This window comes from Orrella sp. JC864 (assembly GCF_037026685.1).
GTDB lineage: Bacteria > Pseudomonadota > Gammaproteobacteria > Burkholderiales > Burkholderiaceae_B > Orrella.
The window spans coordinates 243126-266406 of the sequence record NZ_JBANET010000005.1 but is presented as its reverse complement, the minus strand read 5'-3'; the positions used below and the strand labels follow the sequence as shown (position 1 = coordinate 266406).

18 protein-coding genes and 1 tRNA gene are annotated in these 23281 nt (G+C 69.3%); 8 read left to right on the top strand and 11 right to left on the bottom strand.

Annotated elements, in window-relative coordinates; translation table 11 throughout:
- The first annotated feature begins 133 nt into the window (after positions 1 to 133).
- Both V8Z80_RS07505 and V8Z80_RS07500 read left to right on the top strand, forming a co-directional pair.
- Positions 134 to 2641, top strand: coding sequence for a TonB-dependent siderophore receptor (locus tag V8Z80_RS07505; protein ID WP_336061562.1), 2508 nt, complete (start codon positions 134 to 136; stop codon positions 2639 to 2641).
- 36 nt (positions 2642 to 2677) lie between these two features.
- A complete protein-coding gene (locus tag V8Z80_RS07500; RefSeq protein ID WP_336061561.1) occupies positions 2678 to 3943 on the top strand; it encodes a PepSY-associated TM helix domain-containing protein in 1266 nt (421 codons plus the stop codon).
- Between the two features lies 1 nt (position 3944).
- On the opposite strand, the gene V8Z80_RS07495 is transcribed toward V8Z80_RS07500, so the two are convergent.
- Positions 3945 to 4019 (bottom strand) — tRNA-Arg (locus tag V8Z80_RS07495).
- Positions 4020 to 4252: 233 nt separating this feature from the next.
- On the opposite strand from V8Z80_RS07495, the gene V8Z80_RS07490 reads away from it, so the two are divergent.
- Complete coding sequence (locus tag V8Z80_RS07490; RefSeq protein ID WP_336061560.1) at positions 4253 to 5239, top strand: c-type cytochrome; 987 nt, start codon at positions 4253 to 4255, stop codon at positions 5237 to 5239.
- 67 nt (positions 5240 to 5306) lie between these two features.
- Here V8Z80_RS07490 and V8Z80_RS07485 read toward each other — a convergent pair whose 3' ends face one another.
- A complete protein-coding gene (locus V8Z80_RS07485; protein WP_336061559.1) occupies positions 5307 to 6536 on the bottom strand; it encodes a CaiB/BaiF CoA transferase family protein in 1230 nt (409 codons plus the stop codon).
- 156 nt (positions 6537 to 6692) lie between these two features.
- Here V8Z80_RS07485 and V8Z80_RS07480 point away from each other — a divergent pair, with 156 nt between their 5' ends.
- Positions 6693 to 7658, top strand: coding sequence for an NAD(P)H-dependent flavin oxidoreductase (locus tag V8Z80_RS07480; RefSeq protein WP_336061558.1), 966 nt, complete (start codon positions 6693 to 6695; stop codon positions 7656 to 7658).
- A gap of 207 nt (positions 7659 to 7865) precedes the next feature.
- Positions 7866 to 8099, top strand: coding sequence for a hypothetical protein (locus V8Z80_RS07475; RefSeq protein ID WP_336061557.1), 234 nt, complete (start codon positions 7866 to 7868; stop codon positions 8097 to 8099).
- 228 nt (positions 8100 to 8327) lie between these two features.
- Here V8Z80_RS07475 and V8Z80_RS07470 read toward each other — a convergent pair whose 3' ends face one another.
- From V8Z80_RS07470 to V8Z80_RS07445, 6 genes are all read right to left on the bottom strand, one after another.
- Positions 8328 to 10400 carry a UvrD-helicase domain-containing protein gene (locus tag V8Z80_RS07470; protein ID WP_336061556.1) on the bottom strand — a complete coding sequence of 691 codons (2073 nt, stop codon included), beginning with the start codon at positions 10398 to 10400 and terminating at the stop codon, positions 8328 to 8330.
- A 9-nt stretch (positions 10401 to 10409) separates the two neighbouring features.
- The gene (locus V8Z80_RS07465; protein ID WP_336061555.1) at positions 10410 to 12479 is read right to left on the bottom strand and encodes a primosomal protein N'; all 2070 of its coding nucleotides are present in this window, start codon (positions 12477 to 12479) and stop codon (positions 10410 to 10412) included.
- Between the two features lie 369 nt (positions 12480 to 12848).
- Positions 12849 to 13922: a uroporphyrinogen decarboxylase gene (hemE, locus tag V8Z80_RS07460; protein ID WP_336061554.1), complete on the bottom strand. Its 1074-nt coding sequence runs from the start codon at positions 13920 to 13922 to the stop codon at positions 12849 to 12851.
- 30 nt (positions 13923 to 13952) lie between these two features.
- The gene (locus V8Z80_RS07455; RefSeq protein ID WP_336061553.1) at positions 13953 to 14801 is read right to left on the bottom strand and encodes a hypothetical protein; all 849 of its coding nucleotides are present in this window, start codon (positions 14799 to 14801) and stop codon (positions 13953 to 13955) included.
- A gap of 97 nt (positions 14802 to 14898) precedes the next feature.
- Complete coding sequence (locus V8Z80_RS07450) at positions 14899 to 15846, bottom strand: N-carbamoyl-D-amino-acid hydrolase (protein WP_155196468.1); 948 nt, start codon at positions 15844 to 15846, stop codon at positions 14899 to 14901.
- 217 nt (positions 15847 to 16063) lie between these two features.
- Complete coding sequence (locus tag V8Z80_RS07445) at positions 16064 to 17008, bottom strand: LysR family transcriptional regulator (protein WP_336061552.1); 945 nt, start codon at positions 17006 to 17008, stop codon at positions 16064 to 16066.
- A 120-nt stretch (positions 17009 to 17128) separates the two neighbouring features.
- On the opposite strand from V8Z80_RS07445, the gene V8Z80_RS07440 reads away from it, so the two are divergent.
- The 3 genes from V8Z80_RS07440 to V8Z80_RS07430 are packed head-to-tail and all read left to right on the top strand — an operon-like array spanning position 17129 to position 20299.
- The gene (locus tag V8Z80_RS07440) at positions 17129 to 18109 is read left to right on the top strand and encodes a Bug family tripartite tricarboxylate transporter substrate binding protein (RefSeq protein ID WP_336061551.1); all 981 of its coding nucleotides are present in this window, start codon (positions 17129 to 17131) and stop codon (positions 18107 to 18109) included.
- A 10-nt stretch (positions 18110 to 18119) separates the two neighbouring features.
- A complete protein-coding gene (locus V8Z80_RS07435; RefSeq protein ID WP_336061550.1) occupies positions 18120 to 19565 on the top strand; it encodes an N-acyl-D-amino-acid deacylase family protein in 1446 nt (481 codons plus the stop codon).
- Positions 19562 to 20299: an aspartate/glutamate racemase family protein gene (locus V8Z80_RS07430; protein WP_155196471.1), complete on the top strand. Its 738-nt coding sequence runs from the start codon at positions 19562 to 19564 to the stop codon at positions 20297 to 20299. The genes V8Z80_RS07435 and V8Z80_RS07430 overlap by 4 nt, the downstream gene beginning before the upstream one ends.
- Before the next feature lie 96 nt (positions 20300 to 20395).
- Here the strand turns inward: V8Z80_RS07430 and V8Z80_RS07425 are convergent, their stop codons facing one another.
- From V8Z80_RS07425 to atpG, 3 genes are read right to left on the bottom strand one after another with little or no spacing between them, the layout of a single operon-like run.
- Positions 20396 to 20824, bottom strand: coding sequence for a F0F1 ATP synthase subunit epsilon (locus tag V8Z80_RS07425; RefSeq protein ID WP_155196472.1), 429 nt, complete (start codon positions 20822 to 20824; stop codon positions 20396 to 20398).
- A 9-nt stretch (positions 20825 to 20833) separates the two neighbouring features.
- Positions 20834 to 22255, bottom strand: coding sequence for a F0F1 ATP synthase subunit beta (gene atpD, locus V8Z80_RS07420; RefSeq protein ID WP_155196473.1), 1422 nt, complete (start codon positions 22253 to 22255; stop codon positions 20834 to 20836).
- Between the two features lie 59 nt (positions 22256 to 22314).
- Positions 22315 to 23223 (bottom strand): F0F1 ATP synthase subunit gamma, encoded by a 909-nt coding sequence (gene atpG, locus V8Z80_RS07415; RefSeq protein ID WP_155196474.1) that lies wholly within the window; start codon positions 23221 to 23223, stop codon positions 22315 to 22317.
- Positions 23224 to 23281 lie beyond the last annotated feature (58 nt).

Here is a 23281-nt window from a genome sequence, read left to right as displayed (position 1 = left end):
CGTGCAAACGCCCGGTGCCTGCAAGGCCTCTTCCTTCCGTTACAAATTTCCCTGCGCAATCATTACGGGTTGGCGGCCCCTCGTTCGGGATACAGGCAGAACCGCTGTCTTTTCCTGGAGGAAAACGTCCATCATGGCGCCCTGCCCGTCCTCTCCCGCCACGCTGCCCGCGCTGCGCCGCTGCTTGCCCCTTTCTTCCCGTCCCGCCATGCTGATGGCGGCCAGCATGGCGCTGGCGCTGGCCGCGAGCCCCGCACCGGCGTGGGCCCAGGCCGCGCCGGCTGCCGCCCCCGCCTCCCGGCAGGTGGACATACCCGCCGGCCCTCTGGACCGCGCGCTGACCCGGTACGCCAGCCAGGCCGGCGTGGAACTGGCCGCCCCCGGCGCCCTGCTGCAAGGCCGCAACAGCGCCGGCCTGTCCGGCCGCTATGGCGTGGCCGAAGGCTTCGAGGCCCTGCTGCGCGGGCATGGCCTGCAAGCCGTGCGCGGCGCCAATGGCGCCTATACGCTGCGGGCGATACCCGCGGCGGGCCCCGGCGCGGCCACCACGCTTTCTCCGCTGACCGTGGTCGGCACCGCGCAGGAAAACCCCACCGCGCCCCTGGCCGGCTACCTGGCGCGCCGCGGCCTGACCGGCAGCAAGACCGACACGCCGAACATCGAGATCCCGCAGGCCATCAGCGTCGTCACCCGCGACCAGATGCAGGACCAGGGCCCCGCGCCGGCGCTGCAGGACGCGCTGCGCTACACGCCGGGCCTGATCGGCACGCGCGGCGTGAACCTGACCGATGACTCGTTCAACATGCGCGGCTTCGCGGCAGGGTTGGCCACCACTTCGAACACGCCGGTGTTCCGCGACGGCATGCGGCAGTCTCCCGCCATGTACGCCTCCACCGTCGAACCCTACGGCCTGGAGCGCATCGAGGTGCTGCGCGGCCCGGGGTCCGTGCTGTTCGGGCAGGTGACGCCCGGCGGCCTGATCAACGTGACCACCAAACGGCCCACGGACGAACCCCTGCGCGAGATCGAGGTGCAGGGCGGCAGCCACGACCACAAGCAGGCAGGCCTGGACCTGGGCGGGCCGCTGGACCGCGACAGTGTCTGGACCTACCGCCTGACCGCCATGGCGCGCGATGCCGGCACGCAGACCGACTACATCCCCAACGACCGCCAGTACATCGCGCCGGCGCTGACCTGGCGCCCCTCGGCGCGCACCTCGCTCACGCTGCTGGCCAGCTACCAGCACACCCGCACCATGTACAACTGGGGGCTGCCGGTAGCCGGCACGCTGCACGACAACCCCAACGGCCGGCTGCCGCGCCATCGTTTCACGGGCGAGCCCGACTTCGACGACTACGACACCAAGACGTGGACGGTGGGCTATCTCTTCGAGCACCGCCTGAACGACACCTGGACCTTCCGCCAGAACGCCCGCTACTACCACTCCGACATGATCTGGGACTCGGCCTACGGTGCCGGCATGCAGCCCAACCAGCGGCTGCTCAACCGCTTCGGCTTCATCCGGGCCGACGAATACAAGTCCTTGACGCTGGACACGCAGGTGCAGGCCAACTGGCGGCATGGGAACATCGAGCACACCACCCTGGCCGGCATCGACTATGCCTATACGCCGTGGCTGCGCGACGAGAAGCGCGGCCAGGTGGCGCCGCTGGACCTGTACGACCCGGTCTATGGCTCGCCCGTCGTGCCCAACGCGCGCTCGAGCCGCGTGCTGGACACCGACGCCTCGCAGTTGGGGTTCTATCTGCAGGAGCAGATGAAGATCGCCGGGCGCTGGGTGGTGCTGGCCGGCCTGCGCCACGACCGCAGCCGCAGCCACATCGACGGCGTGCTGACCACCGGCGCGGCCAACAGCCCCGAAAGCCGCCTGAGCCTGCGCGACCGCAACAGCGCCACCACGGGCCGTGCGGGCCTGGTCTATCTCTTCGAAAGCGGCTGGGCGCCCTATGTCAGCGCCGCCACGTCCTTCGAACCCGAATCGGGCGCCGTGGATTTCGAGGGCAACGCGTTCGAACCCACCAAGGGCCGGCAATACGAAATCGGCGTGAAGTTCGAATCGCCCTCCAGCCCCTACATGTTCGGCGCCTCGGTGTACGACCTGCGCCGCAGCAACGTGCTGACCGCCGACCCGGACCACCCGGGCTACTCCGTGCAGACCGGCGCCATCCGCTCGCGCGGCTTGGAACTCGAGGCCAGGGCCGACATCGCCCGGCAATGGCAGTTGATCGGCGCATACACCTACACCCGCGCCAAGATCCTGCGCAGCAACGCCGGCGACGAAGGCACGTCGCCGCCCGGCGTGCCGCGCCACACGCTGGCGCTGTGGGGCGTCTATCGCTTCGGCGAAGCCACGGCGCCGGGCCTGAGGGTGGGCGCGGGCGCGCGCCACGTCATCGGCACCAGCGGCTACGTGCTGGGCGCCACGCCCACGCGCGACCGGCTGCCTTCCTACACCGTGATCGACGCCATGCTGGGCTATGAGCGGGGACCGTGGTCGCTGACGCTGAACGTCAACAACGTGCTGGACAAGCGCTATGTGCAGTCCTGCTACTACGCCACCACGACCTGCTTCTATGGCGAAGGGCGCAGCGCCATCGCCCGCGCGGCATACCGCTGGTAGGGCCGGCCGGCGCGGCCGCGGCAAAGGAGCCGGCCGGTGACGCCGCGCGTCTTGCGCGCTGCGGGCCGGGCGCTGCCGCGCGTGCAGCGGCGGCACGTCGTGCTGCTGCACCGCTACGTCGGCCTGGCGATGGCGGGCTTCTTGCTGGTCGCCGCGCTGACCGGTTCGCTGCTGGCCTTTCGCGAGGAACTGGACCATTGGCTGGCGCCCGAGCTTTTCGTGGCCCGCAGCGACCCGCGCGCGCCGCTATTGGATGCCTACACCCTGCGCGAGCGCGTGGCTCGGCAACTGGGTCCGCAGGCGCGGGTGGACGCCCTGGTGCTGGCCTTGCGCCCGGGCGAGACGGCGCGCTTCCCGGTGGCACCGAATCCCGACCCCGCCACCGGCAGGCTGGCGGCACTGGGCTACGACGAGGCCTATGCCGACCCGCACACCGGACGCGTGCAGGGCACGCGCCGGCGCGAAGGGCTGGGCCTGCATCCCGCGCAACTCGTGCCGTCGCTGTTCGTCATCCACCATTCGCTGGCCTTGCCCGGCAGGTGGGGCACGCTGCTGCTGGGCCTGGTCTCGCTGCTGTGGACGGTGGACTGCTTTGCCGGGGCCTGGCTGACGCTGCCCAAGGGCCGTCCCTTCCTGCAGAAATGGCGGCCGGCATGGACGTTGAAATGGGGCTCGGGCGCCTACCGCGCCACGCTGGACCTGCATCGTGCGGGCGGCCTGTGGGGCTGGGCGGTGCTGCTGCTCTTTGCCTGGTCCAGCGTCATGTTCAACCTGCGCGAACCGGTGTTTCGGCCCGTGATGGGCCTGGTGTTCGAATTCGACGACTCGTGGCGCTCGGTGCCGCCGCGCCCCCGGCCCGTGCTGGCACCCGGGCTGGATTGGCCGGCCGCCCATCGTGCCGCGCGCGCGGCCATGCTGGCCCTGGCGCAGGAGACGGGCTTGCGCGTCAATACCGAGGAACGCCTGCTGCTGGACCGCCGGCGCGGCGTCTATGCCTACCTGGTGCACTCCAGCCTGGACCTGCGCCCCGTGGTGGGCAACACCGCGGTACTCATCGACGCGGACACCGGCCAGCCGCGCGGACGCTGGCTGCCCACCGGAGGGCCGGCGGGCAACACGGTCAGCAACTGGCTGGGGGCCCTGCACATGGCCCACGTGTTCGGGCGGCCTTGGCAGGTCTTCGTGGCGCTGGCGGGCCTGGCCACTGCGATGCTCAGCATTACCGGCGTGCTGGTGTGGCACCGCAAGCGGCGCGCGCGGCGGGGGGCCGCGTCAATGCAGGGGCGGACAACGCCGGAATAACTGGCGCGCCCGACAGGAATCGAACCTGTATCAAGAGCTTCGGAAACTCTCATTCTATCCATTGAACTACGGGCGCGTAGCCCGCTATTGTAGCGCGTCTGCAAGGAACGTGCCCGGCCTGCTCCGAAGGCCGGGCAAACAGGCCGGCGGGCCGGCGCCAGATACCGCTATAATCGGGCGTTTGCACGCAGCCAGCCCATGCTTTCCGGGCAGCCTGCACTCAGTACAAGAAGCAGAAACAGCAATCTCCAAATGCTGTCGCCCGATGGAGCGGGCGTCCCGGTATCCGCTTTCGCAGGATTATTAGGCATGAGACAAGAGCAACAACACGCAGAAGAACACGGTTCCCTCATCAAGACCCCCAAGCAGCTGATCGTGACGGTGGTGCTGGCCTTTCTGGTGCCCATCATCGTCATCCTGCTGCTGGTGAACCTGGTGGCCTCGGGAACCCGGGTGGGGGCCGGCTCGGACACCCTTACCGCGGAAGCCACGGCCCGGCGCATCGCGCCGGTGGCCGGCTTCGAGCTGGTCGACGCCAATGCGCCGCGCGTGTTGCAAACCGGCGAGCAGGTCTACAACGCCACCTGTGCCAGCTGTCATGGCGCCGGCGTAGCCGGCGCGCCCAAGCTGGGCGACGAGCAAGGCTGGGCCAAGTACATCAAGGAAGGCTACGAGACCATGCTCAAGGTCGCCATCGAGGGCAAGGGCGCCATGCCGCCCAAGGGTGGAAACCCCGCCCTGGACGACCTGGAAGTGGCCCGCGCGGTGGTCTACATGGCCAACCAGTCGGGCGCCAATCTGGAAGAACCGGCCGAACCGGCACCCCAGGCGCAGCAAGACGGCGCCCAGCCCGAAGGCCAGGACCAGGCCCCGGCCGGCACCGGCGCCGCGTCGGCCCCGGCGCAGCAGGCCGCGCAACCCCAGCAGGCCCAGCAGCAAGGACAGCCGCAGCCAGGACAGCCCGAGCAGGCCCCGCAAGGCCAGCAGGCCGAACCGGCCCAGGCCGCGGCGGCGGGCCAGAAGCCCGCGGCGGGCGAGGCGCAAGCCGCGATCGATCCGGCTGGCGAAAAGCTCTACAAGACCACCTGCTTCGCCTGCCACGGCACCGGCGTGGGCGGCGCGCCCAAGCTCGGCGACAAAGCCGCCTGGGACAAATACATCGAAACCGGCGAAGACGCCATGCTGGCCGTGGTGATCAAGGGCAAGGGCATCATGCCGCCCAAGGGCGGCGCGGCCAACGCCAGCGAGGACGAGCTGCGCGCGGCCATCCGCTACATGGTCAATTCCGTCAAGTAAATTCCGTCAAGCAAAGCGCGCCGCGGCGCCGCCGATCCGGCGGCCCTGCGGATGAGGGGGCACGCTGTCAGCGTCCGCCTCCTTGCAGCGCGGCAATCTCCTCGTCCGACAGCCCCAGCCGCTCGCGCAGCACTTCCTGCGTGTGCTCGCCCAGCAGCGGCGGGGCACGGCGGTATTGCACCGGCGTATCCGAAAAACGCAGGGGACTGCCCGTCAGCGGCACGGCGCCGGCCAGCGGGTGGGGCAATTCGCGGCGCAACTCGCGCGCCTGCACCTGCGGGTCCTCGTACACCTGCTCCAGCGTGTTGATCGGCCCGGCGGGCACGCCTGCCCGTTCCAGGCTTTGCAGCCAGTCATCGCGCAACCCGTCGCGCATGCGCTCGGCCAGGATGGGCACCAGCGCCTCGCGGTTGACCACGCGTCCCGGATTGGTCGCAAAGCGGGCATCCTGCGCCAGTTCGGGCATGCCGATGACCTGGCAATAGGCGCGGAACTGGCTGTCGTTGCCCACCGCCACGATCAGGTGCCCGTCGCGCGCGGCAAAGACCTGGTAGGGCACCAGGTTCTGGTGCGCGTTGCCGGCCCGCGCCGGCGCCACGCCCGAAGTCAGGTAGTTCAGGTTCTGGTTGGCCAGCATGGCGACCTGGCAATCGAGCAGGGCCATGTCGATATGCTGGCCCAGGCCGCTGCGGTGACGCTCGTGCAGCGCGGCCAGGATGGCCGTGGTGGCGTACATCCCGGTCATCAGGTCGGCCACCGCCACGCCGGCCTTCTGCGGCCCGCCGCCGGGCAGGTCGTCGCGCTCGCCGGTGATGCTCATCAGGCCGCCCATGCCCTGGATCATGAAGTCGTAGCCCGGACGCGAGGCATAGGGGCCCGTCTGGCCGAAACCGGTGATCGAACAGTAGATCAGGCGGGGATTGACGGCCTTCAGGCTGGCGTAATCCAGGCCGTACTTCTTCAGGCCGCCCGCCTTGAAGTTCTCGACCAGCACGTCGCTGTCGGCCGCCAGCCGGCGGATCGCCTCGGCGCCTTGGGGCGTGGCGATGTCGATGGCCACCGAGCGCTTGTTGCGGTTGGCCGACAGGTAATAGGCGGCTTCACCGGTGCTCTGGCCCTGCGCATCCTTCAGGTAGGGCGGCCCCCAGCCCCGCGTATCGTCGCCGCCGCCGGGCCGCTCGATCTTGATCACGTCGGCGCCCAGGTCGGCGAGATTCTGCGTGCACCAGGGCCCGGCCAGCACGCGCGTCAGGTCCAGCACCCGGATCCCGTCCAGCGGCGCAGATCGTATCGGCATGGTTTCCCCTATCCAATAAGTAAAGACTAACGGCAAACGCGCATTGTGCCCCAGTCCGGCGGCGGCGGTCAGCCGGCCGGCCCGGAAACGGCGCTGTGACGCACGCGGCGCTCTCGTGGCATGCTTGGGCCTTTGCCGACACCAAGGAACCACGCCATGGCCTCGCCGCTCGTCCAGGAGCTTTGCCGGACCCTGCGCCTGCCTGTCATCGGCTCGCCGATGTTCATCCTGTCCCAGCCCGAACTGGTGCTGGCCCAGTGCACCAGCGGCATCATGGGCGCCTTCCCGGCCCTGAACGCCAGGCCGGCCCAGGAACTGGACAACTGGCTGAACACCCTCGAACAGGGCCTGGCCGCCTGGCGCAGCGCCCACCCCGGGCGCCCGGTGGCGCCCTATGCGGTCAACCAGATCATCCATCCCTCGAACGAGCGCCTCGAGCACGACATGCAAACCTGCGCGCGCCACCGGGTGCCTTTCGTCATCACCAGCCTGCGGGCGCCGCAGCAGGTGGTGGGCGCCATCCACGGCTGGGGCGGCCGGGTGTTGCACGACGTCACCACGGTGCGCCATGCCGAGAAGGCGCTGGAGGCCGGCGTGGACGGCTTGATCCTGGTGTGCGCCGGCGCAGGCGGCCATGCCGGCACGCTCAGCCCCTTCGCCCTGGTCGAGGAGATCCGCCGCTTCTACGACGGCCCGCTGGTGCTTGCCGGCGCCATCGGCACGGGCCGCGGCATCCTGGCCGCCCAGGCGCTGGGCGCCGACCTGGTCTACATGGGCACGCGCTTCATCGCCGCCGAGGAATCGCACGCGGCGCCGGCCTACAAGCAGATGGTGGTCCAGGCGCGGGCCGCCGACATCGTCTACACCCCCAGTTTCACCGGCATCCCGGGCAACTACCTGCGGCCCAGCATCCAGGCCGCCGGCCTGGACCCGGACGAGCTGCCCGCCCCCGGCCCGGCCGGCGCGGTATTCGGCTCGGGCCGCAGCAAGGCATGGCGGGACATCTGGGGCGCGGGCCAGGGCGTGGGCCACACCGGGGCGATCGAACCGGTTAGCGCCATCGTCGACCGCCTGGAGCAGGAATACCTGGCGGCCCGGCACGCCCTGGCTGGCGGCTGCTGAGCCGGCCCGCCCACCCTTGCGGCGCGGCAAGGCCTTGCCGCCGCGCCCGGCCCTGGACCGGCGTTTTTCCGGATTAAACCCGGGCAAATAGGCCTAGCGTGTGTGGATATACCACACAACTAGGGTTACCCCTAGGTTTTTGTTGCACCGCACCTAGGGAATACCCTATACTGGTATTCACTTAGTTCACACACACAAGGAAACGCCATGAGCCACGCTACTCTTTCCCCGAATGCCCGCCTGACCGACACGCTCGAGCGCGACGTGGTCCGTAGCGCCATGGCCCGCCAATCCTCCCTGAACGCCGGCGGCCTGCTCGCCCGCGCCGCCCGCGGCACGCTGCGCGGCCTGGTCGCCACCGTCGCCTTCTTCGACGAAGTCAACGCCGAGATGGAACGGGCCCGCAAGGTCCACGGCCTGCGTTCGGGTTCCGATTGGTAAGGTCCGCAAGACGATGACGGGCGGTTGGCGTTGCCCGTCATCGTTGGCGCCTTTGCCGCATCGACTGCGGTAGGGCCAGTTCCCCGGCGCTTTGCGCCCTCTGTTGCCGCCATCGCTCCCGCCGTTCCGGCCTCTTCGGGCGTCCGGCAGACTGCGCAGGCCACCATTTCCGCCGAAATGGCCGCCATGCCGCGCAGCGACCTTTCCTGATTTCCCCTCTGCAGCGTATTAGCCGACCTTCTGCGGCCCCTTGGCCAGCAAGGCCTTGAGCATGCCCAGCCGCTCCTTCGGGCTGAGCCTGGCCGTGGCATCGTCCTCTTGCGGCCCGCCGCTGCCCAGCCCCATTTCCTCGATGAAGCGCGACGGCTCGCGCACCACGTCCTCGCGCGCGCGCCGGCGCTTCTTGCACCAGCTCAGGCACAGGCTGCGCTGGGCGCGCGTGATGCCCACATACATGAGCCGGCGCTCTTCCTCGATGCGCGAGGCCAGCGATTCGGCGGCGCGGGCCGGATCGCCCTGCTCGTCGTCCTTGCCCAGGTGCGGCAGCAGCCCCTCCTCGACGCCGGCCAGGTACACATGCGGGTATTCCAGCCCCTTGGAGGCATGCAGGGTGGAGAGCTTGACCGCGTCGGGCTCTTCCTCGCCCTGGCGCTCCAGCATGGTGACCAGGGCCACGTGCTGCACCAGCTCGAACAGGTTCAGCCCGTCTTCCTCGGCCTTGCGCTTGAGCCAGCCGGTCAGCTCCAGCACGTTCAGCCAGCGCGTCTGCGCGGGCTTCTCGTCCAGGGTGTCGTACAGGTAGCGCTCGTAGTCGATGGCCGCCATCAGGTCGTCCAGCAGTTGGCCGGCCGGCTCGGCCGGCCTGGCCGAACGCCCCTCGGCGCCCCGCCCGGCCCGCCACTGCATGCGCTGGATGAACTCGGCGAAGGTGCGCAGGGGCTCGATCTGGCGCGGCGCCAGCCGCGCCTCCAGGCCTTGCTCGAAAGCGGCTTCGAACAGCGAGACCTGCCTCTCGGCAGCGTACTGGCCCAGCGCCTGCAGCGTAGCCTGGCCGATGCCCCGGCGCGGCGTGGTGGCCGCCCGGATGAAAGCCGGGTCGTCCGAGTCGTTGGCGATCAGGCGCAGGTAGCTGAGCACGTCGCGGATCTCGGCCTTGTCGAAGAAGCTCTGCCCGCCGGCGATCGTATAGGGGATCTTGGCGGTGCGCAGCGCCTGCTCGATCACGCGCGCCTGGTGGTTGCTGCGATACAGCACCGCGAAATCGCGCCATTGCGCGCGCCGCTCGAAGCGCGCCGCCGAGATCTTCATGGCGATGCTCTGCGCCTCGGCCTCCTCGTCGTTCATGGCCACGACCTCGATGGGCTCGCCCACGCCCAGGTCGGACCACAGCTTTTTCTCGAACAGCTTGGGATTCTTCTGGATGACGTTGTTGGCCGCCAGCAGGATGCGCTGCACCGAACGGTAGTTCTGCTCGAGCTTGATGACCTTCAGGCCCGGGTAGTCGGTGGTGAGCTTGGCCAGGTTCTCCATGGTGGCGCCGCGCCAGGCGTAGATGGCCTGGTCGTCGTCGCCCACCGCGGTGAACTGGTCGCGCAAGCCGGTCAGCCAGCGCACCAGCTGGTACTGGCACACGTTGGTGTCCTGGTATTCGTCCACCAGCAGGTAGCGCACCCGGTTCTGCCAGCGCGTGCGCACCTCTTCGTTGTGCGCCATCAGCAGGGCCGGAATGCGGATCAGGTCGTCGAAGTCCACCGACTGGTAGGCCGCCAGCGTGGCATCGTAGCTGCGGTAGATGCGCGCGGCCTCGGCCTCGCCGGCGGTCTGTGCGCTGCGCTCGGCCTCGTCCGGCCCCACCAGGGCGTTCTTCCACAGCGAAATGGTGGACTGCACGGCGCGCAGCCGGCCGCGGTCGGTGGTGGCCAGCATCTCCTGGATGATGGCCATGGCGTCATCGGCGTCCAGGATGGAGAACTGCGGCTTCAGGCCGGCATGGCGGGCCTCCTCGCGCAGCATGCGCACGCCCAGCGAATGAAAGGTGCTGATGGTCAGGCCCTTGGCGATGCGCGGATCGACCAGCGTCTTGACCCGTTCGTCCATCTCCCGCGCGGCCTTGTTGGTAAAGGTCAGCGCGACGACGTTGCGGGCCATGTAGCCGCAATCCTGCAACAGGTAGGCGATCTTCTGGGTGATGACCCGCGTCTTGCCCGAGCCCGCGCCGGCCAGGACCAGGCACGGGCCGTCCAGGTACAGCACGGCCTCGCGCTGCGCGGGGTTCAAGCCGGCCGGAACGGAATTGGACATGAGGCTTCTTCAGATTTCCAGGGGATCGACCTCGAGCTGCCAGCGCACCCGGCTGCCGGCCAGTTCGGGCAGCCGGCGCACCCAGCCGCGCAGGAAGGCCTGCAGCGCCGGGCGCGAGCCGCTTTCGGCGAGCAGCTGCGCACGCTCGATGTCGGCCACGCGCACGATGCGCAGCGGGACCGGGTCGTAGAGTGTAATGCCCTCGGGCGGGGCCGCGCCGGCCAGGCCCGCCTCGCGGGCGTCCTGCAGGAAATCCAGGGCCACGGACAGCTCGCGCGCCTCGGCCGAGAGCAGCGCCTGGTAGGCATAAGGCGGCATGCCGGTGGCCTCGCGCTCTTGCAGGGCGTGGCGGGCAAAGCCCTGGTAGTCGTGGCGCATCAGCGCCTGGTAGACGAACTGCTCGGGATAGCCGGTCTGGATCAGCACTTCGCCGGGCAGGTCGTGGCGGCCGGCCCGGCCCGACACTTGCATCAGCTGGGCAAACAGGCGCTCGGGCGCGCGGAAATCCTGCGAGAACAGCATCGCGTCGGCATTGAGCACGCCCACCAGCGACAGGCGCGCAAAATCGTGTCCCTTGGCCACCATCTGCGTGCCCACCAGGATGTCGATCTCGCCGGCATGCACCTGGGCGAACAGCGCCTGGGCGCTGCCCTTGCGCCGCGTGCTGTCGGCATCGATGCGCGCGATGCGCGCGGCCGGAAACGCTTGCGCCAGCGTCTCCTCGATGCGCTGGGTGCCCCGCCCCATGGGGCGCAGGTCCTGGTCGCCGCAATCGGGGCAGGCGTGCGGCACGCGGGCCTGGTGGCCGCAATGATGGCATTGCAGCCTGTGCTTGCCATGCGGCCCGCGATGCAGCACCGAGAAGGCCGTGCAGCGCGGGCACTTGCTGACCCAGCCGCAGGAAGGGCAATGCAGCGCGGGCGAATAGCCGCGCCGGTTCAGGAAAACCAGCGACTGCTCGCCGCGCGCCAGGCGCTCGCCTATGCCCTCGAGCAGTTGCGGCGACATGCCGTTTTCCATGTAGAGCCGCCGCGTGTCGATCAGCCGCACGGCCGGCAGGCTGCTGGCGCGCGCCCGGTCGGGCAGGCTCAGCAGCCGGTAGTGGCCCCGCTGGGCGTGATGCCAGGTCTCCAGCGAGGGCGTGGCCGAGCCCAGCACCACCGGCACGCCTTGGTCGCGCGCGCGCCAGACGGCCAGGTCGCGCGCCGAATAGCGCAGGCCGTCCTGCTGCTTGTAGGACGGATCGTGCTCTTCGTCCACCACGATCAGGCCCGGCGATTGCAGCGGCGCGAACACCGCCAGGCGGGTGCCCAGCACGATGCGGGCCTGGCCGCTGGCCGCCCGCGTCCAGGAGGCCAGGCGCTCGCCATCGGCCAGGCCGCTGTGCAGCACGGCCAGCCCGTCCTCTCCGGCCACGTGGCGCAGCCGCGCCCGCAGGGCCGCCTCGAACTGCGGCGTCAGGTTGATCTCGGGCACCAGCATCAGCACCTGCAGTCCGCGGCCCAGCACGCCCTCGGCCGCGCGCAGGTAGACCTCGGTCTTGCCGCTGCCGGTCACGCCGTGCAGCAGCCATGCGCCGAAACCCTGGCAGCCCAGCAGCGCATCGACGGCCGCCTGCTGCGGCGCGTTCAGGGCCGGCGGCTCGCCCGCGGCGGCATCCTGCCCGGCCTGGGCGCGGCGGCGGCGCGACTGGCGCGCCACCGGCCCGCCGGCCGAGCGCTTGCCCTGGTAGGCCGAGACCTTGCGCAAAGGCCCCGGCAAGGCGGGCAATATCACCTCGCCCAAGGGCCGCTGGTAGTAGTCGGCCGCAAAGCGCGCCAGCCTGAGCCAATCGGGCGACAGCGGCGGCAGGTCCTGCAGCACCGCCTCCACCGCCTTGATCTGCGCCGGATCGAACGCCGGCTCGGCCGGGTTGTCCACCACCACGCCCACCAGCTTGCGCCGGCCGAACGGCACGATCACCCGCGTGCCGGCCTCGATGGGGCCGTCGTGGCGGTAGTCGAAAGGCCCGGGCAGCGGCACGTCCAGGACCACGCGGACCCAGCGGCAGGAGCGATCGGAGGCGTGGGAGTCAGCCATGGGAGGGGCGTTGGGGCAGCAAGAACTTAAAGTGGAATCTGGGATGTGTAGCTAAACGAATCGTCCGCAAGAAAAATGAAATCCCGGGACAGGTCTGTGGATAACTTTGGGGAAAATGATGCGCGCCCTGACGCTTCCTAGCTAGCACAGCTCTCGCGGATGGTCAAAGACACTTTTTCCAGAACTGAATATTCTTTTTAATTCAATCACTTGCAAGAAAATCTGGATTTCGTCTCGCGCGGGGCACGGGTTTTCCCTCGGTTGCAATTCCGCTGTGCACAAGTCGGGCGACGCGATGTGCTCGATAGGCCCTTCCCGACGCAAGCAGGCACTTACCCCCCATGCCGGCGGGCGAGAGCACACCCCTTGTCAACGGTGCAAGGCAGCGCTATAAGCGTGCACCTCGTCCACCAGCCAGGCCACGGCCTCGGGCGGCGTGTGCTGGGAGATGCCGTGCCCCAGGTTGAAGACATGGCCGCCGGCGCCCACCGGGCCATAGTCGTCCAGCACCCGCCGCGCCTGGGCGCGCACCGCCGCCTCGCCGCCGAACAGGGTCATGGGATCCAGGTTGCCCTGCAAGGCCACGCGGTCGTCGACGCGCCGGCGCGCCTGGGCCAGGTTGACCGTCCAGTCCACCCCGACCGCATCGCAGCCACAGGCGGCGATTTCTTCGAGCCACAGGCCGCCGCCCTTGGTAAACACGATGACGGGCACCGGCCTTGCGTCGCGCTCGCGCACCAGGCCGGCCACCACCTTGCGCGTATAGGCCAGCGAAAACTGCTGGAACAGGCCGTCGGCCAGCACGCCGCCCCAGCTGTCGAAGATCATGACGGCCTGGGCGCCGGCCTCGATCTGGGCGTTCAGGTACTGGGCAGTGGCCTGGGCGTTGATCTCGAGCATGCGGTGCAGCAGATCGGGGCGCGCATACAGCATGCTCTTGATCTGGCGGTAATCGTCGCTGCCCCGCCCCTCGACCATGTAGCAGGCTATGGTCCAGGGGCTGCCTGCAAAACCGATCAGCGGCACCCTGCCTTGCAGCTCGCGGCGGATCACCGAGACCGCGTCAAAGACGTAGCGCAACCGTTCCAGGTCGGGCACCGCCAGGCGGGCCACGTCGGCCTCGGTGCGCACCGGATGCGCGAACTGCGGCCCTTCGCCGGCCACGAAGTTCAACCCCAGCCCCATGGCGTCGGGCACGGTCAGGATATCGGAGAACAGGATGGCCGCATCCAGCTGGTAGCGCGCCAGGGGCTGCAACGTGACCTCGCAGGCCAGCTCGGGGTGCTTGGCCAGCCCCAGGAAGGAGCCGGCGCGGGCCCGCGTGGCGTTGTATTCGGGCAGATAGCGGCCGGCCTGGCGCATCAGCCAGACGGGCGTGTAGGGCACGGGCTCGCGCAGCAAGGCGCGCAGAAAGACATCGTTCTTGAGGACGGGAGCGGACACGGCCTTCCTTGTTTCTGGCAAGCGGCGATTTTACCCGCACCGCCGGGATGCGCCGGCGCCAGGCGGGACCTGCGGCGCCAGCGCCGCCTCGCGATAGGGCGCCGCGTCGATGCGATGCTTGCGCATCAAGGCCCAGAAGGCCCGCCGGTGCTTGCGCGCGGCCCGCGAGGCCACGGCGATGTTGCCGGCCGAACGGGCCAGCGCCTCGCGGATGTACTGCCGCTCGAAGGCCGAGACGACCTGGGCCTTGGCGCTGCGAAAGGAAGGCGGCTCGGCGCCGGCCTGGCCATGGGATTCGCCGCCCGGCGATAACGCGGCGCACGCAGCATAGGGCGAAGGCGGCTCGGCCAGCGCCACGCCCGGCCCTGCCCGCCCCTGGATGGGACCGGACGCCGGCAGGCCGGGTGCCTGAACGCCGGGCGTCGTTACGCCGGACCCCGGCGCGCCGCTCGCCCGGCGCCGGAGCGCATGCAGGCGCGCCGCGGTTTCCTCGGCGCCGGCCCGGTCATGCACGAAGTCCTGCACGCCCAGGTCGAACAGGTCCTGCATGGCCGCGGCGCGCAATTCGCGCGCCAGCGCCAGCAGCGGCACGCTTATCGCGCCTCGTGCACAGGCCAGCGCCATCCGGCTCCAGGCCAGCGTGGCGGGCGTGACCGGCAGCAGGCAGGCGTCGTAGCGTTGCAGCACCGGCCCCAGGCGGGCCAGCACCTGCGCGCCAGGGGGCTGGCCGCCGGACACGGCACCGCCGGGCTCGCCGGCCAGCGGCACGGGCCATAGCCGTACCCGCCCCAGGCGATCGGCATGCTCGGCCAGCCAGGCCTGTGCCCACTGCGCATGCGCGGGCGGGATCAACACTGCGCAATCCAGGGTGCTGCGCATACGCTTGGACTCCTTGATACGAGGCCTCCAGCGTAAGGCGGCGACAGCGATCCGGCTATGCGCAGAATACGCAAGCGGGCAATACGGTACGGCCGGCCTACTCCGTGCGCGGCAGCGCCGGCCCGGGTCCCACCCGCTCGGTAATCAGGCCATAGTGCTCGGGGCGCCGGTGCCGCGCAAAATCGAAGACATGGCGGCGGAAAGCCTCGGCCACGCCCAGGTCGGCCTGCACCACCAGCACTTCGTCGTCTTCCGTGATGGCCTGCGCGGCGATCTCGCCGGTCGGCGCCACGATGACCGAGCCGCCGATCATGTGGTGGCCGTCCTCCGCGCCGCACTTGGCCGCCGCCGCCGCCCAGACGCAGTTCTGGTAGGCGCTGGCCTGCAAGGTGATCAGGTGATGGTGCATGCGCAGGTGTGCCGGCTCGGGCCAGTGGATGTTGTGCGAAGGCGTGTTGTAGCCCAGCACCACCAGCTCGGCGCTTTGCAGCGACATCATGCGCCAGGTTTCGGGCCAGCGGCGGTCGTTGCACAGGCACATGCCGATGCGTGCCCCCATCGTGTCCCACACGCCGAAGGGCTGGTCGCCCACGCGAAAGAACTTTTTCTCCAGGTGCTGGAACGGGGCATCGGGCTTGTGCTCGTCGTGGCCGGGCAGGTGGATCTTGCGGTACTTGCCGACGATGCGCGCCTGCTCGTCCACCAGGATGGCGGTGTTGTAGGGCACCCCCTGCGCGGTCAGCTCGGCATAGCCCAGGTAAAAGCCCACGCCCAGCCGGCGCGCCTCGTCGAACAGGGGCTGCACCTCGGGATTGGGCATGCTGCGCTCGAAGAACCGCTGCTGCGCCTGGTCCTCGCTCATCCAATAGCGCGGGAAGAACGTGGTCAGCGCAAGCTCGGGAAACACGACCAGCCGCGCGCCGCGCGCATGCGCCTGGCGCAGCATGTCCAGCAGCCGGCCCACGACCTGCCGGCGCGTGTCGGCCAGGTGCACCGGGCCCATCTGGGCAACGGCCAATCCAAGGGTGTTGCGGGTCTTGCTCATTGCGCGGGCCTCCTCTTTGTGCGGCGCTTGCTCGTTCGTGCGAAGCCCGCCAGCTTGCCGCGTAACAGGCAAGCGGTAAAACCGCCGGGCCGGCGCTGCGGCCCGCCCGCCCGCCGGCCGGCAGCCCGCGCCGGCGCTGGCTCCACGCCCGGGCAGCCCGGCACCCTGCAATAACCCCGCGTTATGCCTTGCGCACAAAGTTCGATAGCCGCCGCGCTCAGGCCTGGGCCAGCACGCCGGCCACCGCCGTCAGAAACCGCTTGCCCAGCAAGGGCAAGGACTCCAGGTTCGAATGCGTGGCCCAGATATCGACCTGTACGGCCGGTTCGATGGGCCGGACCACGATCCGCGCGCCCGGCTCACCCGCCACGCAATAGCGGTCCACCAGCGCCGGACCCAGCCCTTGCTGCACGAAGGCCAGGGCGGTGACCGGCGAATGCACCTCGATGGCCGCCGGGCTGGCCGGCCCGCTTTCCAGGAAGGGCCGCAACGCGCGTCCCAGCGGCGTATCGGGCGGATAGCCTATCCACGGCACGCCGGCCGACAGGTCGGCCGCGCCGACATGCGTCTTTCGGCACAGGGGATGATCGGCAGGCAGCACGCAGACGGTCTGCGCGGTCCCCAGCTTCTGCGCCGTCAGGTTGGGATGCTCGGGCTGCGATATGGACAGGCCCACGTCGGCCCTGCCGCTGAGGAAGTAGCCCTCCATCTCGTCGAAGGTGACGCTGCGATAGTCCACGCGCACTTGCGGATGACGCTGGAGCAGGCGCTGCAGCGCGTGCGGCACCAGCCATTGCCCGAAGGTGGCGCTGGCCACCACCCGCAACGCGCCGGCGCCATGCTGGCCCAGCGACGCGGCCAGGTCGTTCACGCGCTGGATGCCGCCGTACACGCGCTCGACCTCGCCATACAGCCGCCGCGCCTCGGGCGTGGGGACCAGGCGGCTCTTGACCCGTTCGAACAAGGCGTAGCCCAGGCGGCTTTCCGTCAAGGCCAGCACGCGGCTGACCGCCGGCTGGGATACGTGCAGCGCACGGCCGGCGGCGCTGATCGAGCCGGACATCATGATGGCGCGAAACACCTCGATCTGCCTCAGGTTCAGCGGCCGCCCGCCCGTGCCGGCCGCCGCCGCGGCCTCGCCCATCGGTGCATCTTCCTGCATGGCGCATCCCTCGATTGCGATAACCCGCGATTATAGGTTTGGGACATTTTTCGATGACGGCGCGCGCCGACCCCGGTGATAACCTGCCTCGGCTTTGACACCAAACCACAAGGGGATCACATGAAACGCCTGCTCAGCCGCGGCCTGCGCGCCGCCGCCTTGACCTGCCTGCTTGCCGCCGGCGCCGCCCATGCGGCCTGGCCCGAGAAACCCGTCACGTTCATCGTGCCTTCGGCCGCGGGCGGCTCGCCGGACGTGCTTTCACGGCTGGTGGCCAACCACACCGCCCAGCAGTTGGGCGGCGCCAATTTTGTCGTCGAGAACCGGCCCGGCGCCGCCGGCAATATCGGCATCCTGCAGATCAAGCGCGCCGCCGCCGATGGCCACACCGTCGGCTACGGCAACATCAACACCCTGGCGGTCAACCGTTCGCTGTTCAAGACGCTGCCCTACGACGTGGAGGCGGACCTGGAACCCGTGGCGCACCTGGTCAACCTGTACAACGTGCTGATCGTGCCGGCACAATCCCCGTTCAAGTCCGTGCAGGAGATCATCGACGCCGCCAAGGCCAAGCCCGGCCTGCTGTCGTACGGCGCTTCGGGCGTGGGCACCACCGGCCACATGGGCGGCGAGCTTTTCAAGAGCATGGCCGGCGTGGACGTGCTGTTCGTGCCCTACAACAGCGGTCCCGCCGCCCTGCAAGACCTGCTGGGCCAGCGGCTGGACTTCATGTTCATCAACTCCTCGGAGGCCTTTCCGCTGGTGCAAAGCGGCAAGGCCCGTGCACTGGGCGTCAGCAGCCTGCAGCGGCTGGAGCAGCTGCCCGACGTGCCCACGCTGGACGAAAGCGGGGTCAAGGGCTACGAGACGATCGCCTGGGGCGGCGTGGTCGCGCCCAAGGGCACGCCCAAGGACGTCATCGCCCGGCTGAACACGGCCATCAACCAGGCCCTGCGGCAACCCGAGGTGCAGCGCGGCCTGCATGCGCTGGGAGCCATCCCGGCCGGCGGCACCCCGCAGGACTTCCAGGCCCTCATCGACGCCGAGACCATCAAGTGGCGGGACATCATCGAGACGGCCAACATCGAAAAGCTCGACTGAAGCGCCATCCATGCAAGCAGACCTGACCATCACCAATGCCCTGCTGATCGACGGCACTGGCGGGAAACCGGTGCGCGGCGGCCTGGCCGTTCGCGCGGGCCGCATCGTCGCCGTGGGCGATGTCCCGGTACCGGTGGGCGGCCCGGTCCTGGATGCCGGCGGCAAGGCGCTGGCCCCGGGTTTCGTCGATTCGCATACCCATGACGACGGCTACCTGCTGGTGCATCCCGACATGACGCCCAAGGTGTCGCAGGGAATCACCAGCGTGGTGACCGGCAATTGCGGCATCAGCCTGGCGCCGCTGGCCGGCCGGCCCCTGCCCCAGCCGCTGGACCTGCTGGGCCCGCCCGAGCTGTTTCGCCACGACAGCTTTGCCGGCTGGCTCCAGGCGCTCAGGCAGGCGCCGGCGGCGGTCAACGTCATTGCGCTGGTCGGGCATACCACTTTGCGCGTGGCCACCATGCAGGACACCAGCCGTGCGGCCACCGCGGCCGAGCGCGCCCGCATGCGCGACCTGGTGGAAGCGGCCATGCAGGCCGGCGCCTTCGGCGTTTCCACCGGCACCTTCTATCCGCCTGCGGCGGCCGCTCCCACGGACGAGATCATCGACGTCTGCGCGCCGCTGCGCGGGCGCGGCGCCATCTATGCGACCCACCTGCGCGACGAGAGCGACCACATCGACGCGGCCATCGAGGAGGCGCTGGCCATCGGCCAGGCTTGCCAGGCTCGCGTGGTGTTCTCGCACCACAAGCTGGCCGGCGAACGCAATCACGGCCGTTCGCGCCAGACCCTGGCCCGCATCGAGGCGGCATCGGCCAGCCAGCCGGTCTGCCTGGACTGCCACCCCTACCCTGCCACCTCGACCATGCTGCGGCTGGACCGGGTGCGGCTGGCCCGCCGCACCATGGTGACCTGGTCCAAGGGTTATCCGCAGGCCGCCGGCCGCGACTTCGACGCGCTGATGCACGAATTCGGGCTGGACGACGAGGCGACGCTGGCCCGGCTGTCGCCGGCCGGCGCGATCTATTTCCTGATGGATCCCGCGGATGTGAACCGCATCCTGCAACATCCCCTGACCATGGTGGGATCGGACGGCCTGCCGTTCGACCCCCACCCGCATCCGCGCCAGTGGGGCACCTTCACCCAGGTATTGCGGCGCATGGTGCGGGAGGAAAGACTGCTGGAGCTGCCCGATGCGATCCACAAGATGACCGGCCTGGCCGCCGCGCAGTATGGACTGGCCGAACGCGGGCTGCTGCGTCCCGGCTTTCATGCCGACCTGGTGCTGTTCGACCCTGACACCGTCTCGGACCGCGCGACCTTCTCGCATCCCGTACAGGCCAGTCACGGCATCGAAGGGGTATGGGTCAACGGGCAACGCGTCTGGGCCAACGGCCAGGCCACCGGCGCACGGCCCGGCCAGGTGCTGCAGCCGGCCTCGCAGGCGCGGCCATGAATACGCCGCGCCCCTGCTTTCTGGGCGTGCTGGGCGGCATGGGCCCGCTGGCAGGCGCCAGCTTCGCGCTGCGCCTGGCCGCCCTGACGCCCGCCGATACGGACCAGCAGCACATCCCCACCCTGTTGCTCAACGATCCGCGCATTCCGGACCGCAGCAGCGCCCGGCTGCAACAGGGCGCCGATCCGCTGCCCGGCATGCTGGCCGGCCTGCGCCAGCTCAATGCGGCCGGCGTGCAATGCGTCGCCATCCCCTGCAATACGGCCCATCTGTGGTTCGAGTCGCTGCAGCAGGCCTCGTCGGCCCCCATTCTGCACATCGTCGACGCGGCGGCCGACGACTTGCGGCGCCAGGGCCTGGCAAGCGGCCGTATCGGCCTGATGGGCACCGCCGCCACGCTGGCGCTGGGCCTTTACCAGGACATCCTGGCCCGGCGGGGCTACGAATGCCTGCTGCCCACGCCCGAGGAAATGCAAGACCTGTGCATCCCGGCGATCCAGGCGGTCAAATCCAACCGGCTCGAGCACGCCCAAGCCCCCGCCATCCAATGCATCGCACGCCTGGCCCAGCGCGGCGCCCAGGCGGTGGTGCTGGGCTGCACCGAACTGCCGCTGGCGGTGCCGCATGCCATGCGCCAGGCCTTGCCGGTGCCCGTGACCGACTCCATCGACGCACTGGCACTGGCCGCGATCGACCATTACGTGCGCGCCCGCACGGCGGCTGCCCAAGCGTGACGAGCGGCGCCCGCCGCCCCTGAAACAAAAAACCCACCGGCATGCCGGTGGGTTTCTTGCCTGGAGCCGGCGGGCGGCACAGGACGTTCAGCGATTTCAGTGATGCGAGCGGTTCGCCTGCGAAGCCTTGCGGGCGGCCAGCGTCTGCGCGGCCAGCATGGCCAGCTCGGCCTCGACCGCGGCGATGGTGGCCTTGTCGGTGGCGTTGCGCAGCGCCTCTTCGGCGCGCTGGCGCGCGGCCACGGCCTTGGCTTCGTCCAGGTCGGCCGCGCGGATGGCGGTATCCGACAGCACCGTGACGCTGCCCGGCTGCACCTCGAGGATGCCGCCGGCCACGAACACGCTTTCCTCGCTGTCGTCCGGACGCACGATCTTGACCGTGCCGGGACGGATGCGCGAGATGAGCGGCGTGTGGCCGGGCAGGATGCCCAGCTCGCCCGACTCGCCAGGCAGCGTCACGAACTTGGCCTCACCGGCGAAGATCGATTCTTCCGCGCTGACGACGTCTACATGCAGGGTAGCCATAGGGAATCCTTATTGCAGTTTCTTGGCCTTCTCGAAGGCTTCATCGATGGTGCCGACCATGTAGAAGGCCTGCTCGGGGATCGCATCGCATTCGCCGTCCACGATCATCTTGAAGCCGCGGATGGTCTCGGCCAGCGGCACGTACTTGCCGGGCGCGCCGGTGAACACCTCGGCCACGTGGAAGGGCTGCGACAGGAAACGTTGGATCTTGCGCGCGCGGGCCACGGCCTGCTTGTCTTCCGGCGAGAGCTCGTCCATGCCCAGGATCGCGATGATGTCGCGCAGTTCCTTGTAGCGCTGCAGCGTCTGCTGCACGCGGCGGGCCACGGCGTAGTGCTCTTCGCCCACCACCTGCGGGTCGAGCTGGCGGCTGGTGGAATCGAGCGGGTCCACGGCGGGGTAGATACCCAGCGCGGCGATGTCGCGCGAAAGCACCACGGTCGAGTCCAGGTGCAGGAAGGTGGTGGCGGGCGACGGATCGGTCAGGTCGTCCGCCGGCACGTACACGGCCTGGATCGAGGTGATCGAACCGGTCTTGGTCGATGTGATCCGCTCTTGCAGCTTGCCCATTTCCTCGGCCAGCGTGGGCTGGTAGCCCACCGCCGAGGGCATGCGGCCCAGCAGCGCCGACACTTCGGTGCCGGCCAGGGTGTAGCGGTAGATGTTGTCCACGAAGAACAGGATGTCGCGGCCTTCGTCGCGGAACTTCTCGGCCATGGTCAGGCCCGAGAGCGCCACGCGCAGGCGGTTGCCCGGCGGCTCGTTCATCTGGCCGAACACCATGGCCACCTTGGACTCGGACAGGTTGTCCATCTTGATCACGCCGGCCTCGGCCATCTCGTGATAGAAGTCGTTGCCTTCGCGGGTGCGCTCGCCCACGCCGGCGAACACCGACAGGCCGCTGTGCTGCTTGGCGATGTTGTTGATCAGCTCGAGCATGTTCACGGTCTTGCCCACGCCGGCGCCGCCGAACAGGCCCACCTTGCCGCCCTTGGCGAAGGGGCAGACCAGGTCGATCACCTTGATGCCGGTCTCGAGCAGTTCGACCGAGGGCGACAGTTCGTCGAAGGCCGGCGCGTCCTGGTGGATGGCGCGGCGCTCATCGGTCTCGATGGGGCCGACTTCGTCGATGGGACGGCCCAGCACGTCCATGATCCGGCCCAGCGTGGCCGTGCCCACGGGCACCGAGATGGGCGCGCCGGTGTCCTTGACGGCCATGCCGCGGCGCAGGCCGTCGGACGAGCCCATGGCGATGGTGCGCACCACGCCGTCGCCCAGCTGCTGCTGCACTTCGAAGGTCAGGCCCTTTTCGGCGAACGACGAGCTCTCGTCGGCCAGCGTGAGGGCGGCGTAGATCTTGGGCATCTGATCGCGGGGAAACTGAATGTCCACCACGGCGCCGATGCACTGAACGATGGTTCCGATGCTCATGTCGATTCCTTGCTTGATAACTGTCTGAAGGCAATGCTGTGGCTGGCTGGCGCGGGGCGTCAGACGGCGGCAGCGCCCCCCACGATTTCGGAGATTTCTTTGGTAATGGCGGCCTGGCGGGTCTTGTTGTAGACCAGCTGCAGATCGCCGATGACTTTCTTGGCGTTGTCCGAGGCCGCCTTCATGGCCACCATCCGGGCCGACTGCTCGGAGGCCATGTTCTCGGCCACGGCCTGGTAGACCAGGCCCTCGACGTAGCGCTGCAGCAGGTCGTCGATGACGGTCGCGGCATCCGGTTCGTAGATGTAGTCCCAGCCATACTTGCTTTGCGGCGCGCTCTGCTCGGCCTGGCCATCGGCGCCGGCCTGGAAGGGATCCTGCAGGCCGTCGGGCAGCGGCAGCAGGCGCAGGAACACGGGCTCCTGGCGCATGGTGTTCACGAAGCGGCTGGTGGCGATGTACAGCGCGTCGATGCGGCCTTCCAGGAAGGCATCGAGCTGCACCTTGAGCGCGCCCAGCAGGCGCTCGAGGTTGGGCACGTCGCCCAGCTGCGTCTCTTGCGACACCAGGTTGCTCTGCAGGCGGGTCAGCAGGTTCAGGCCCTTGTTGCCGAACGCCGTGGTCTGGACCTTGACGCCCTGCTGCTCGAACTCCTTGAGCTTGTTCAGCAGCAGGCGCGAGATGTTGGTGTTCAGGCCGCCGCACAGGCCCTTGTCGGTCGTGACCAGGACCACGCCCACCGAACGCAGCTGCTCGGGCTGCTGCAGATAGGGATGGCTGTAGTCGGGATGGGCCTGCATCAGGTGCGTGGCGATCTCACGCACCTTGGTGGCATAGGGGCGGCCGGCCCGCATCCGTTCCTGCGCCTTGCGCATTTTGGATGCAGCCACCATCTCCATCGCCTTGGTGATCTTGCGCGTGTTTTGCACGCTCTTGATCTTGGTTCGGATTTCCTTGATTCCGGGCATTGCGCTTCCTGTTTAGACGCTACACGGGCGGACCCTGCCGGCTCGTGTCTTGGGCGGG

Excerpts from the sequence above, each read along its gene's own strand:
- V8Z80_RS07505 (WP_336061562.1), top strand. The coding sequence starts at position 134 with ATGGCGCCCTGCCCGTCCTCTCCCGCCACGCTGCCCGCGCTGCGCCGC.
- V8Z80_RS07490 (WP_336061560.1), top strand. The coding sequence starts at position 4,253 with ATGAGACAAGAGCAACAACACGCAGAAGAACACGGTTCCCTCATCAAG.
- V8Z80_RS07485 (WP_336061559.1), bottom strand. The coding sequence starts at position 6,536 with ATGCCGATACGATCTGCGCCGCTGGACGGGATCCGGGTGCTGGACCTG.
- V8Z80_RS07480 (WP_336061558.1), top strand. The coding sequence starts at position 6,693 with ATGGCCTCGCCGCTCGTCCAGGAGCTTTGCCGGACCCTGCGCCTGCCT.
- V8Z80_RS07475 (WP_336061557.1), top strand. The coding sequence starts at position 7,866 with ATGAGCCACGCTACTCTTTCCCCGAATGCCCGCCTGACCGACACGCTC.
- V8Z80_RS07470 (WP_336061556.1), bottom strand. The coding sequence starts at position 10,400 with ATGTCCAATTCCGTTCCGGCCGGCTTGAACCCCGCGCAGCGCGAGGCC.
- V8Z80_RS07465 (WP_336061555.1), bottom strand. The coding sequence starts at position 12,479 with ATGGCTGACTCCCACGCCTCCGATCGCTCCTGCCGCTGGGTCCGCGTG.
- V8Z80_RS07455 (WP_336061553.1), bottom strand. The coding sequence starts at position 14,801 with ATGCGCAGCACCCTGGATTGCGCAGTGTTGATCCCGCCCGCGCATGCG.
- V8Z80_RS07450 (WP_155196468.1), bottom strand. The coding sequence starts at position 15,846 with ATGAGCAAGACCCGCAACACCCTTGGATTGGCCGTTGCCCAGATGGGC.
- V8Z80_RS07445 (WP_336061552.1), bottom strand. The coding sequence starts at position 17,008 with ATGCAGGAAGATGCACCGATGGGCGAGGCCGCGGCGGCGGCCGGCACG.
- V8Z80_RS07440 (WP_336061551.1), top strand. The coding sequence starts at position 17,129 with ATGAAACGCCTGCTCAGCCGCGGCCTGCGCGCCGCCGCCTTGACCTGC.
- V8Z80_RS07435 (WP_336061550.1), top strand. The coding sequence starts at position 18,120 with ATGCAAGCAGACCTGACCATCACCAATGCCCTGCTGATCGACGGCACT.
- V8Z80_RS07430 (WP_155196471.1), top strand. The coding sequence starts at position 19,562 with ATGAATACGCCGCGCCCCTGCTTTCTGGGCGTGCTGGGCGGCATGGGC.
- V8Z80_RS07425 (WP_155196472.1), bottom strand. The coding sequence starts at position 20,824 with ATGGCTACCCTGCATGTAGACGTCGTCAGCGCGGAAGAATCGATCTTC.
- atpD (WP_155196473.1), bottom strand. The coding sequence starts at position 22,255 with ATGAGCATCGGAACCATCGTTCAGTGCATCGGCGCCGTGGTGGACATT.
- atpG (WP_155196474.1), bottom strand. The coding sequence starts at position 23,223 with ATGCCCGGAATCAAGGAAATCCGAACCAAGATCAAGAGCGTGCAAAAC.